Annotated in this window: 14 protein-coding genes; 6 read left to right on the top strand and 8 right to left on the bottom strand. The window is 58.7% G+C overall.

Going from position 1 to position 12,174, the window contains the following annotated elements:
* Positions 1-308 (bottom strand): hypothetical protein (locus tag J4G14_07550; protein ID MCE2457656.1); only part of this gene is annotated, 308 nt, incomplete at its 3' end.
* Between the two features lie 83 nt (positions 309-391).
* Positions 392-976 (bottom strand): peptide deformylase, encoded by a 585-nt coding sequence (gene def, locus J4G14_07545; protein MCE2457655.1) that lies wholly within the window; start codon positions 974-976, stop codon positions 392-394.
* A 235-nt stretch (positions 977-1,211) separates the two neighbouring features.
* Between def and J4G14_07540 the strand changes: the two genes are divergently transcribed.
* Together J4G14_07540 and J4G14_07535 are read left to right on the top strand one after the other, a co-directional pair.
* On the top strand, positions 1,212-1,946 hold the full coding sequence (locus J4G14_07540; GenBank protein ID MCE2457654.1) for an NAD-dependent epimerase/dehydratase family protein: 735 nt from the start codon (positions 1,212-1,214) through the stop codon (positions 1,944-1,946).
* Positions 1,876-2,100 carry a DUF1731 domain-containing protein gene (locus J4G14_07535; protein MCE2457653.1) on the top strand — a complete coding sequence of 75 codons (225 nt, stop codon included), beginning with the start codon at positions 1,876-1,878 and terminating at the stop codon, positions 2,098-2,100. The genes J4G14_07540 and J4G14_07535 overlap by 71 nt, the downstream gene beginning before the upstream one ends.
* Positions 2,101-2,105: 5 nt before the next feature.
* On the opposite strand, the gene J4G14_07530 is transcribed toward J4G14_07535, so the two are convergent.
* The 4 genes from J4G14_07530 to npdG all read right to left on the bottom strand — a co-directional run bounded on the left by J4G14_07530 (position 2,106) and on the right by npdG (position 5,374).
* Entirely contained in the window at positions 2,106-2,384 is a 279-nt protein-coding gene (locus J4G14_07530; protein MCE2457652.1) for a hypothetical protein, read from the bottom strand.
* A gap of 10 nt (positions 2,385-2,394) precedes the next feature.
* The gene (locus J4G14_07525) at positions 2,395-3,219 is read right to left on the bottom strand and encodes an acetoin utilization protein AcuC (GenBank protein ID MCE2457651.1); all 825 of its coding nucleotides are present in this window, start codon (positions 3,217-3,219) and stop codon (positions 2,395-2,397) included.
* Positions 3,220-3,481: 262 nt separating this feature from the next.
* Positions 3,482-4,711: a DUF1570 domain-containing protein gene (locus J4G14_07520; protein MCE2457650.1), complete on the bottom strand. Its 1,230-nt coding sequence runs from the start codon at positions 4,709-4,711 to the stop codon at positions 3,482-3,484.
* An 18-nt stretch (positions 4,712-4,729) separates the two neighbouring features.
* Positions 4,730-5,374, bottom strand: a complete 645-nt coding sequence (gene npdG / locus J4G14_07515) for an NADPH-dependent F420 reductase (protein ID MCE2457649.1) — start codon at positions 5,372-5,374, stop codon at positions 4,730-4,732.
* Between the two features lie 351 nt (positions 5,375-5,725).
* Between npdG and fusA the strand changes: the two genes are divergently transcribed.
* The 3 genes from fusA (at position 5,726) to J4G14_07500 (ending at position 10,092) form a co-directional block, all read left to right on the top strand.
* Entirely contained in the window at positions 5,726-7,786 is a 2,061-nt protein-coding gene (gene fusA, locus J4G14_07510; protein ID MCE2457648.1) for an elongation factor G, read from the top strand.
* A gap of 144 nt (positions 7,787-7,930) precedes the next feature.
* Positions 7,931-9,145: an MFS transporter gene (locus J4G14_07505; protein ID MCE2457647.1), complete on the top strand. Its 1,215-nt coding sequence runs from the start codon at positions 7,931-7,933 to the stop codon at positions 9,143-9,145.
* A gap of 86 nt (positions 9,146-9,231) precedes the next feature.
* Positions 9,232-10,092 carry an MBL fold metallo-hydrolase gene (locus J4G14_07500; GenBank protein ID MCE2457646.1) on the top strand — a complete coding sequence of 287 codons (861 nt, stop codon included), beginning with the start codon at positions 9,232-9,234 and terminating at the stop codon, positions 10,090-10,092.
* Between the two features lie 19 nt (positions 10,093-10,111).
* Here J4G14_07500 and J4G14_07495 read toward each other — a convergent pair whose 3' ends face one another.
* Positions 10,112-10,738: a GNAT family N-acetyltransferase gene (locus tag J4G14_07495; GenBank protein ID MCE2457645.1), complete on the bottom strand. Its 627-nt coding sequence runs from the start codon at positions 10,736-10,738 to the stop codon at positions 10,112-10,114.
* The gene (locus J4G14_07490; GenBank protein ID MCE2457644.1) at positions 10,698-11,141 is read right to left on the bottom strand and encodes an NUDIX hydrolase; all 444 of its coding nucleotides are present in this window, start codon (positions 11,139-11,141) and stop codon (positions 10,698-10,700) included. The genes J4G14_07495 and J4G14_07490 overlap by 41 nt, the downstream gene beginning before the upstream one ends.
* Before the next feature lie 206 nt (positions 11,142-11,347).
* Here J4G14_07490 and J4G14_07485 point away from each other — a divergent pair, with 206 nt between their 5' ends.
* Positions 11,348-11,686, top strand: coding sequence for an STAS domain-containing protein (locus J4G14_07485; GenBank protein MCE2457643.1), 339 nt, complete (start codon positions 11,348-11,350; stop codon positions 11,684-11,686).
* Positions 11,687-12,174 lie beyond the last annotated feature (488 nt).

The raw sequence follows: 12,174 nt of genomic DNA, 5'->3' as shown, positions 1-12,174 counted from the left end.
TCGTCTATCGTGTCGCCGACCATCTTTGCCAAGTCGATATAGACAGTCGACAAACCTGAGGGGATCACGATTCTGACCATGTCCCTGGGTACATCAAGAGAAACGAGGCGCCCTTCCAAGGCCAGAGCGAGTTCGGGCCCAACCTCGTGAGGCGAGCCGTCGATTACGAGGTCCACGTCATCTGTGGACCTGCCAAGCAGGTCGTCGCGAATCGCGCCGCCCACCACGTAGGCACGTAATCCACGAGCATCGAATATACCAGCAGCCTTCGCCGCGAGCGCTCGTGTACGGGGGCTAAGGGACTTCATGCTGGGTTTCTGTCATGTCCATACAAGTAATGCGCCACCCTCACGGGTGGCACGCTAATCTGATTCGTTGCAGGGAGTCTACGCTAAGTGACATTCATAGAGGCTGGAGCGTCGTCGGTGTCGGGAGCCAACTCGTACTCGTCCTCAAGGGTCTCCCCCTCGGAGTCGTCCTCAGCCAATTCAGGTGGCTCACCGTTCTCGTCCACCTGATAGAGCTTGGTGTGATCACTAAGGTGGTCAAGGTACAGGATGCCGTTCAGGTGGTCGACCTCGTGCTCCATCGCCTGGGCGAGCAGACCTTCGGCCTTCACCTTGATCTCCTTTTCTGTGTGGTCAAGTGCGCCGAACCTGATCCAGACAGAGCGCTCGATGATTGCCCTGTAACCCGGATAGCTCAGACAGCCCTCTTCCACCTCACGCGTGCCCTCGCGCTTGATGATCTCAGGGTTGAAGTAGATCCTGGCCTCTTCCTCATCAGGGATCTGCAGGACGATCAGACGACGGAGTTCACCGACCTGATTAGCTGCGAGGCCCACGCCTCCGGCCTCGCGCATGGTCTCGACCATATCGTACGCGAGACCAAGTATGCGCTTGTCTATTCTTCGGACTCGCTTGGCGCGCTGTCTGAGAATCGGGTGGGGGATCTCGAGGATCTCTCTGACCGCCAATCTGTTACCTCGGTCGCGGCTGTGGCACTTCAGCGCCAATGGAATACATTGCGATTATATCATTGGGGGTGGTCGTGTAGAATTTAGAGGAGCTATAGGCGATTAGGGACACGATATTCACCCTCACCCTAGCCCTCTCCCTGAGGGAGAGGGGATACCACCTCTGTGATTAGCGTCCTCTCTGACGAGCCACGTAGGTGGCGCGCCGAACTGATGAGGTCTAAGGAGGCAAGAGGTGAAGAGAACACTCATTTCCGGGTCGACGGGGCTGATTGGGCGGTCCCTGGTGAGGAGGCTGGAGGCGGACGGTCACGAGGTGGTCCGACTGGTACGGCCTGAAACGAGGGGTGGTGTGAGCGGGGTCACGTGGGACCCTGCAAGGGGCGTGCTGGAGCCCTCGGAGCTTGAAGGCTTCGATGCCGTCGTTCATCTCGCTGGTGAGAACATCGCTGACCGTCGGTGGTCAGATGAGCAGAAGCGGCGAATCAGGGACAGCCGAGTTGTCGGAACCACGCTGCTGTCCACGACCCTTGCGACTCTTAACAGCCCTCCGTCAGTCTTTGCGTGCGCGTCCGCCGGCGGTTACTACGGTGATCGTGGGGACGAGGCGCTGGACGACTCGGCCGGACCGGGAACTGACTTCATTGCAGGCGCCACCAAAGAGTGGGAGGAGGCCTGCCAGCCAGCTGGTCAACCTGCGAATCAGCGTCGTGCTGACGGCTTCTGGGGGAATGTTGAAGCGCGTGCTCCCAATTTTCAAGCTCGGTTTGGGAGGCAAGCTGGGATCTGGCGCTCAATACTTCAGCTGGATTACGCGCGAGGACCTGATGGAGTCGATCGTGTGGACGTTGGAGAACAGCGAGTTGTCAGGCGGGGTGAATGTTACGTCGCCGAGTCCTGTGACCAATGCGGTCTTCACCAGGGCACTGGGGAAGTCGGTAGGAAGGCCGGCGATCCTTGCGGTACCTAAATTCGCACTACGAATCGCGCAGGGTGATCTATCAGACGTAGTTGTTTCGAGCCTCAGAATGAAACCGAAAAAGCTGGTAGAAAGCGGATTCGAGTTCAGACATTCGGAGATCGACAAGGCCCTTCAGTGGGCCGTCGAGGATGATCGCGGCTAGATTCCCTATACCGTCCCAAGGCCGTGGGTTGGGAAGATGAGGCGCTGGACGGACTGGACGCTGGCTTCGGCGAACTGGCGAGAATCTGCCAGGATCTGATCGGTCAGGCGCAGATCATCGGGGTCGCGGAGCTCGTCTATCCCGTGTTCGGAGCTGTACTCGGTTGGCAGCCTGTCATCGAAGTGTTGCTCTGACAGCACGCCGTAGGCCAGGGTCCACGCCCTGGCAACCGCCTGGAGGTCATAGCCTCCGCCTCCAAGTGCGAGCCAGCGGGGCGGTGACAACTTGGCGAATTCAGTGAACAGTGAGCGCGAGGTGGGTGATCGGGTCCCGGTAGTGGGAGTCGATTCCGAGCTGGGTAACAAGCACGTCCGGGCGGAATCTTGTCAGCAGGGGTACGACGGTCTCCCTGAAGACCCACATGTACACCTCGTCCGACGTGTACGGGTACAGAGGGACATTAACTGAGTAGCCCCTGCCAACTCCCGCGCCGGTCTCCTGGACGAACCCAGTACCTGGGAACAGGAACGCGCCGGACTCGTGGAGCGAAATGGTTAGCACGCGGTCGGTGGAGTAGAACGCGTGCTGCACGCCGTCGCCGTGGTGGCAGTCAATATCGACGTAGGCAACCCTCATGCCTTCACGCAGGAATCTGTTGATGGCGATAACGGGATCGTTGAAGACGCAGAAGCCGTAGGCATGGTCCGGCATAGCGTGATGGAGGCCACCTGAAACGTTAAAAGCAGCTTCGGCGTCGCCGGAGACCAGCGCTTCGGCGGCCACCATGGTTGCGCCTGTGGACAGAGCAGCGGCATCGAAGATTCCCGGGTAGGCGGGATTGTCTCCTGGCCCAAAATTGAAGGTCGCCGGATCGGCGTCGGGGCTATTTGCACCTATCTTCTCAACGCCGTCGACGTACTCGTCCGTGTGAAACCAACCAAGTTCACTCCTGGTTGCCTCCCTTGGAGGGGCGGTGTTGGAGTGTGCGGGCAAAAAGGCGCCGTAGCTGTCTAAGAGCCGGTGGGTGTACTGGAGCCGGACCGGCTTCATGGGATGGGTGTCGCTCAGAGTGTGGGACGAAAGGCGGTCATCGTAGACAAACAGGGAGCGTCTTGGCATGGGAGGGCCTTGGGTGAAGTGAGTGGGCGGTGGCTGGAAGTTGCGGGTGATTGTAGCACAGGGGGAAATCCCGAAATTCACCTTCCCCTCCAGCGCAGGTAGGTGAACCAGCTGTTCGTTTGTCCCCGGACTCTGGGTTCCGGCCTTCGCCGGAACGACGGATGGCTTGGCGCCATACCCACTCAGGGCACCCTCCTAGGGAGAAGGGACTTTCGGATTGGTGTCGAATTGCGCAAGTATCGCGGTTTTTGTTTTGGTCTGGCTATTCTGCCTGCTCTGACTGGCGAAGTTTCTTGATCCAGCCGAATGTCGCGGCGGTGGCGGTCGCGAGGATCGCTCCGCCGATGATGGCCGAGGTGCCCAGGCTTCCGGGGTCGGCGACCTCGAAGAACGACTTCTGACCAGACAGGTGGGCACGCCAGGCGCCGTCGAGCTGTTGAGTACTCAATCCATAGGTGGAGACCAGAGCGTCTTCGACTGACTTGCCCTCGCCAATCGTTCTAAACAGTGTCGACAGTCGGTCCTCGCCGAAAGCGTCGGACATGAACCTGACTATGCTGGCGGACTGGGAGTAGAAGAGACGTACATCGTCTGGCCTTCCAGGGACGGAGCGCATGTGCCTAAGTGGGATGAGGCTTCCGCGAGCCAAAGCGCGCCGCACTTCAGACTCACGCTGATGTCCATGAGGCTCGAAGTACATCGCTATCCCCTCGTTGAGCCATGCTGGAATGCGAGAGTTACGCGAACCGAGGGCCTCATCGACCATCAGGTGGGTGAGCTCGTGAACAAGGCCGTCGTGGTTCAGTCCGGCAAGGACGAGGGCTCCGTGGCTGCCCATTGCGAACCCACCGAAGAGCGACACGTCCTGAGACGTCTGGCTCACTGGCGGGAAGCTGCGGGAGGCTTCAGCGCGGTCGTTAATGATGACGGCCTTGAAGTTGTAGTCACCTTCGAGGCCGAGTACCTGTTTGACTCGCCTCATTCTCAGCGAGACATCAGCGCCAACACTTCGGACTGCACGCTCGGAGCGATCGTGCCAGTAGAGAGTGAAGTCATCGAACTCTATGCCCTTCCAGTTGTACCTGCGGTCCAGGAAAGGGAAGCTGAAGCGATCGGACTCGATGTCGTGCCCTTCGGCATCTGTGAAGACGTAGTAGTACTCGATGTCCACGCCCTGGGGAATGTAAGCGCCGCTACCCGTCTTGATATCGAACCTGGCGGAGAGAGGGCCGGAGTTGTCGAAGGTCTTAGGGTAAGCGTACACCTGCGAGTCAGCGTCGCCCACACGGTAGAAGATGCGGACCGAGCTTATGTCCTCGGAGGCGTCGGCAGTTAGCTGTATAACGATTCGTTCGGGGAACTCGATCCGGTGAGTGGACGCAAGAACTTCAACACCGGCACTGGAACCCGTGCTGGTAGGGACGTCAGGATCGACGTTCAGGCCTCCGAGGGCCATTGCCGCAACCAAGATGCTCAGAACCAGCCCGCTCACGTCTCTACGTTCTCCTGTCTAGATTCCTACTAATTTGATGGTGGAGTGCGCCCTGTAGATTCTGTTGATGTTAATCAGCAAGGCAGTCAGGTTCTCCACGTAGCGGGAGTTGGCCAGTCCGCCACCGTCGACTCCACGTATGCCGGCTATCAATTCTGCCAACTCGATCACCCTGGACTTGGCCTCTGCATCCTCGCCGCATACGATCACGTCGGCATCGATGACTGTCTCCGGTTCGAGAAGCTCTTCGGCGCTCAAATTATGAAACGCTCCAATGACCGGGCAGTTAGTAAGAATCTGCTGTGCCTCTTCAGCAGCAGAGCCAGCTTCCGGCACGATTGCACTGGCCACACCACGGCTGAATGCGAGCGGAGCAACGACGTCGACGATCAACTTACCGTCCAGGTTGTCGTGCAAGGACTCGAGAGTTGGGCGATGGCCAGCGTATGGTACGGCAACGAAGACGATGTCAGAGTCGGACGCCACCTGCTCGTTGAGGCCTCCCGTTACAGGCAGTCCGGGGCGGATCGCCGTGACCGAGTCTGCGGCCTGGATCGCGCGTCCGGCATCCCTTGAGCCAATCATGACTGACTCGCCAGCCATGGCGAATCTCAATGCTAGTCCTCTGCCCTCGGGGCCGGTGCCCCCTATGAATCCAATCATGTTGTAGTCTCCAATTCATGTGGGGTGTAGTGACCGCGATAGCGTAATCGCTGCATGGTTGCGTGTACAGAGTTGAAGCGAAGTGGGAACATGACCCACGCGAGGCGTGTCACTTCAGAGAGATACGCGGCCGCACCCAGTTTCCGTGCTTTGCCGGCACGAGGCAGGGTCTTTACGAAGAACCTCGCATTACTTCGCCATCTTGGAACCAGGGCATTTTCACCCTCACCCCAACCCTTCTATCCCACCGAAATGGGGGTACGAACAGGCCTCTTTACGTCAGAGGATTGCGTGCTTGGCAGGGTTTGAATAAAATGCGATTTAGCCCTAGAAAATTGAAGGAGTACGTCAATGGCCAATGTCACCACTGAGCGCATCAGGAATCTTGCTCTTTTGTCGCATAGTGGAGCAGGCAAGACTATATTGACAGAGGCCATGCTACACACGGCTGGCGTCACAACTCGCCTGGGCACTGTCGAGGACGGGACGTCTGTTTCGGACTATGAGCCGGAGGAGCACAAGCGCACCACCAGCGTGAACACTGCGATCGTAAACGTGCCCTGGAATGGACACAAGCTCAACGTGATCGATACGCCAGGATATGCCGACTACAGAGGCGAGGTCGTGTCTGGTATCAGGGTCGCTGATATCGCAGTGATAGTAGTAGCCGCCCAAGCTGGCATCGAAGTTGGCACTGGGCAGATGTGGAGGCTCGCGGAGAACCGTGACCTTCCTCGCATCGTGTACATATCGAAGCTCGACAGGGAGAACGCCGACTTCTCGGGCGTCGTCGCATCTCTACAAAATCGATTCGGTCGGCACCTCGTGCCGGTGCAACTGCCGATCGGAGCCGAGTCTTCGGTCTCAGGCGTGATAAACGTGCTGGATCCGAACTCTGAAGTCCCTGCGGGGCATGAATCCGAGTTCGAAGAAGCGCGGGAGCGTCTGATTGAGGCAGTTGCAGAGATCGATGATAATCTCGCAGACAAGTACCTCGAAGGCGAAGAGATCACCCAGGAAGAGATGATCGCAGGTGTGAAGACGGGCCTGATGGAGGGCACGCTAGTTCCCATACTGGCTGGTGCACCGGCGCTAGGAATCGGCGTCAACGAGTTCATGGACTTCGCGACGTCATATCTCCCCTCACCTGCCGAATCCCCACCGGTGTCGGCAAGAGTGCCCGGATCGGAAGATACAGTTGAGCTAGAGTGCGACGGAATTGGCCCGCTCGCCGCGCTCGTGTTCAAGACTGCTGCCGATCCGTTCGTGGGCAAGCTGTCGTACTTCAGAGTCTACAGCGGCACGTTCCAGAGCGACTCGCAGCTGCACAACGCAAACCGAGGGGAAGGTGAGCGCATTGGGCAGGTGTTCGAGGTCAGAGGACGTGACCAAGAAGCTGTACCCGAACTGGCGGCCGGCGATATAGGGGCTGTTCCGAAGCTCAATTCCGTGTTGACCGGCGACACGATAAGTTCGCGCGAGCAGCCACTGATTCTTGGAGGTCTCGAGTTCCCGTCACCGGTGTACATGATGGCCGTCTATCCGAAGACGAAGGCCGACGTGGACAAGATGACGTCGTCACTGGCTCGGATCGTGGAAGAAGACCCATCCCTGGTTCTGACTCGAGAGCCTGACACAAACGAGCTGATAATGTCTGGGCTGGGCGATACTCACCTCGACGTTACACTCGAAAAGATGCAGCGGAAGTTCGGAGCTGAGATGGTGCTGGACATTCCAAGGGTGCCGTACAAGGAGACGATCAGCGGCAGGGCTCGGGTCGAGTACAGGCACAAGAAGCAGACAGGCGGACACGGACAGTTCGGTCACGTATGGATCGAAGTGGAACCACTTCCGCGAGGCTCAGGGTTTGAATTCGGCAATACTATCGTCGGTGGCGCTGTGCCGCGCGAGTACATCCCCTCGGTCGAAAAGGGTGTCCGGGGCGCGTTGACTGACGGTGTCGTAGCAGGATTCCCAGTAGTAGATATGAAGGCAACTCTGGTGGACGGCAGCTTCCACACGGTCGACTCGTCGGGCGTCTCATTCGAGATCGCCGGCGGACACGCGACGACCAAAGGCTTGCAGCAGGCCAAGCCCGTCATCCTAGAGCCGGTAATGAGCGTTGACATCAGCGTCCCGGACGAGTTCACCGGTGACATCATCGGAGACCTGAATGGCCGGCGTGGTCGGATCCAGGGCATGGTGCCCAATGGCGACGGCACGACCACCGTGCAGGTCGAGGCGCCGCAGTCGGAGATGCTGAGCTACGCGACTGAGCTTCGCAGCCAGACCCAAGGTCAGGGCAGCTTCACCATGGAGTTCGACCACTTCGAGGAGGTCCCATCGCACCTGGTGGACAGGGTCGTCGAAGTCACTCAGGAGCTCAAGGAGAGGGCTGAAGCCAGACTCTAGGCAGGGGAGCACTCGTCCATCGGACCCATTACTGGACCTTAATCAAGGCGGCGGTGTCTACGGACTCCGCCGCTTCGCTTTTGGAGTCACCTTGGGCCTAATACGGCTGCGGGGCGACTCCCATCCGGCCCCAATGACTTTTACATGAGACTCTTCGGCCGCCGACCGGCGTCGCTCTCGATGCTCGCCGACAAGGAATTCAGAAACTACTTCATAGCGGACATGCCATTTGAGTTCGGGGCCGAGGTGCGCCGGTTCTCCATGAGCTGGATGGCCCTGACTCTGACTGGCTCGCAGTTCTGGGTGGGGCTCGTCACGGGCCTCCCGGGACTCACGATCGCTCTGTTTGCGCCATTTGCGGGCGTGGTGGTAGACCGGTACAACCGGAGAAACCTGCTCATCGCAGTCAGGACTGCGTTCGTCGCGCTTGCGCTGCCGCTTGGCGTGCTTGCACTGACCGGTGACATGGAGCCGTGGCACCTGGTTCTCGCCACGCTCGTGGTAGGAGCGGTTCGGTCGCTGTCGCTGCCGGCGCTGAGGGCGTTCCTAACCGACCTCGTCGGACGAAAGAGGCTTCTGAGCGCAAACGCACTGACAGGATCATCAAGTTCGGCGGGAGAGCTGATAGGGCCAGTCGTGGTCGGCTTTGCGATCAGTGCATTCGGGGTCGCATCCGGGTTCTTCATGGTTGCGGCGGCTTTCGGAACGTGCGCATTGCTGCTGTTCAGAGTGAAACCCAAGCCTCCTACCGAGGTGTCGCGAGGGACGGCCCTGTCGCAGATCAGGGAAGGGCTTGCATACATTGCGAAGACGCCTCCCCTGCCCGCGCTAATTATTGTCACGGTGACGCAGTTGCCTGCGGCCGTGGTGACCCCGCTGATACCCGTGTATGCGAGAGACGTGCTCGGCGTAGGAGCACCGGGGTACGGGATAATGTCCGGGTGTCTTGGAGCGGGATTCCTGGTTGGCGCGCTAGCCACTTCGGCGGTACAGGACTTTCCCAAGAAGGGTCTTGCCCTCATTGTGACTGCACTTTGCTGGGATGCTTGCGCCGTGGCATTTGGCTTTTCAAGGGTGTTCCCTCTGTCGCTGGCCCTGCTGTTCAGCATGGGAGTCGCAGGGGCGGTACATTCGATATTCCTGCTAACGCTGTTTCAGACGGTGGCGAGCAACGATATGCAGGGTCGTGTGTTGAGCATGTACGGCCTGGTGACGGCGTCGTTTCCACTGGGGTTTATCCTAGGAGGTGCACTAGCTTCGCTGTTCGGAAACGAGGAGGCGATCGTGATCGGGGCGTTGATCAGCACGCCTGTGATTCTTGTGACGTATGCAATGTCGCCCACCCTCAGGAGGATGTGAGAGTTTAGTTATCGTCAGCATGTTGGTATGGTGTGCCATGCTGTTCGAAGATGGTGGGCCATCTCAGTCAGGAGGAACCAAGTAGCATGACACGAATTCACGTTCTGGGTGCCGGAACTCCAACACCCACGCCGACACGGTTTGGAAGCTCCTACGTGCTGGAGACGGGTGGCGAGAAGATAATGGTCGACTGTGGGCCTGCGGCGACGCACAAACTTGTGAAAGCGGGGTTGTGGCCGACTGACGTCAACCACCTGTTCTTTACGCACCACCACTTCGACCATGACATCGACTATCCGTGTTTTCTGTTGTGCAGATGGGACCAGAGCATTGGGAAGGAGAAGCGGCTGGAGGTCTATGGGCCGACGCTGACGGAGCGAGTCACTGAAGGGATCCTGGGAGAGGACGGAGTGTTCGCACACGACTGGAAGGCCCGGGTCGGCCACCCGCTGAGCCACAGAGTATTCGAGAATAGGGGCGGTACGCTCCCTCGACCCGCTCCGGACGTGTTCGCCAGAGATGTCGGACCAGGGCGGATCTATTCAGGGTCGGACTGGGAGGTCACGGCGGCCCCCGCAGAGCATGTGCAGCCGTTCCTCGACTCGCTCGCGTACAGGTTCGACACTCCCGGAGGGTCTGTCGTTTTCACCGGAGACACGCAGCCATGCGACACGGTCCGTGACCTCGCGAAGGATGCGGACGTGATGCTGTGCATGTGCTGGGACGACCAGGACGTAATGGACGAGAACGGTGAGGGCGATTTCCAGTGCGGGACCAAGGGCGCCGCCAGACTGGCACAGGAGGCGGGGGTCAAGAAGCTCGCGCTTGTTCACATCGGTCCGAACCTGTCAGGACACGGTGCGATGGAGAAGGGAATCGGGGATGTCCGGCAGATCTACGACGGGGAGATCGTGTTTACGGACGAACTGATGGCTTTCGACGTCTGACGGAGAGCTATCGCGTTAGCTACAGTCCGGACGACTCGTCCATGGGCTCGGTGGCCGAGGCGGCGCGCATAGCGTCCCATTCGTGCCGCCAGATCTCCATCTGGATAAAGTCGAGCCCACCGCGTCGTACGGGTTTCACATCCTTGAAGCCGGACTTGTGAAAGCTCTTCTGAGCGCGGTAATTCCAGGACAGTGTGTGCAGATAGACCCGGTTGAAGGGGTACTCCTGAAACATGTGGTCAAGCAGAAGGCCGACGGTTTCGGTGCCGTAACCCTGGCTCCAGTAGTCCTTGTCCCCAATCATAATGCCGAGTTCGGCCTCGCCGGTGCGGAGATCGATGTCGTAGAACATGACGTTACCGATGTGGGAGCCACAGACGGTGTCGACGGCAAGGCGTTTCGAGCGGGAGGCCGGGTAGTTCAATTCCTCGATCGAGTAGCGTTCGAAGTCGCTGAAGCTCATCTGGAGCGGGCGCGTCGCGTCCAGTTCAGCGAGTTCGGGGTCTGTACGCCACTGGTAGTCGTCAGCAATGTCCGAGACCTGCTTCTCGCGCAGGACTATACGCTCTCCCTGGACGAAAACGGGGTCTCTACCGTTAGCGGCGTCAGACTCCCTCCCCGACCATGGAAGCACCTTTCTGAACAATTTCCACCTCATTTTCGTAGGTGAGCGTCCTACAGGCCTCTGGGGGCGACTTCCACTCGACGAAGTCGAACTCGTGGTCGTGTTGCGATAGATCGCCGCCAACGGGCCTCATCAGGTAGTAGTGAACAATCTTATGGCATCTTGCGCCGTCAGAGGCGCGTACGAACCAGTACCTGATGCTGTCTATGTAGCGCTCGGACACAACGTGGAGGCCAGTCTCCTCGCGGACCTCGCGCAACGCGGTCTGCTCCTCAGTCTCGCCAGGGTCGGGTGTGCCTTTTGGAAGTCCCCAAACTGAAGGGTATTCCCGTCCGCAAACCACCACCTCTATCCCATTTTTGCCGTTGGTACGGTAAACTAGACCCCCGGCGGACATGAGCTCGACCGTAAGTGTCTTTCTCATAGAACCTCGTGCCAATTGATGGGCGCATTCTAGGTTGTGAATCGAGGACGGTCAAGGTAACTCAGGGCAACCCTTGACAACCGTATAGAATAAAGAGAGCCTAATCACTGGCATCCTGTTATGATAGTCGGCGTAAACTGCGGGTGGTGACCTGCAACTGAAATTTGCCAACATCGGGAAATCTGAACATCAAGGAGATGGAACAGATGGACATAAGCACCGAGCTGAGAGGCGAGGTACTAATCGCAAAGGCTCAGGACCGAATCGACGGCGCCAACGCGCGAGAGTTCCAGGACGCGCTTCAAGCGGCGATTGACGACCACGATGGCGCAATGGTCCTCGACATGGAAGACCTCACCTATATCAGCAGTGCGGGCCTTCGAGTAATTCTTCTGATCGCGAGGGTCTTACAAAGAAACAACAACGAACTAGCTCTCTGCTCCCTATCCGGCCCCGTTCGAGAGATTTTCCAGATTAGCGGCTTCGACAAGATCATCCAGACTCACGATTCCCAGGCGGACGCGATCGCCTCAGTGGGCGGATAGTCGCTCACGAATAGTCAGGCACCAGGTTCCTGGCGCCTTTCCGAGTGCGTCCCGGGATTAACCCCGGGACGATGCTCTTTGGCTGGGCGGCAACCTGCAGCATCCCGGCCCGCCACTCACAGGAAATCAACGGACGATCCCCCCAGATCCCGAATCCCTGCCCCATGTTCGTGACGCCAGCTTGCTTAGACTGCGTGAGTGGGTTAACCTATTCGGCGCTTTCAGGAGAAAGTGCGTCACAGCCATGAAGTGTTCGGGCGGACGAGTTCAGGTCGGAGACCAAATGACCGGAGCACACGCTCGGTAGTAAACCCAGGAGGTCAGTGCCAATATGGCTGATTTGTCAAGAACGGTAGCTATTGTCGGTGCAGCAGAGTCCGACGAGATAGGCCGGGTAGAAAACAAGTCATCTCTGCAACATCACGCCGAAGCCGCGTACAACGCGCTAGAAGATGCTGGATTGAAGATGAGCGACGTCGACGGCCTGC

The sequence above is a fragment of the Dehalococcoidia bacterium genome, from assembly GCA_021295915.1.
Lineage (GTDB): Bacteria > Chloroflexota > Dehalococcoidia > Lucifugimonadales > UBA1123 > VXRN01.
This window is presented reverse-complemented; position numbering and strand designations above follow the sequence as displayed.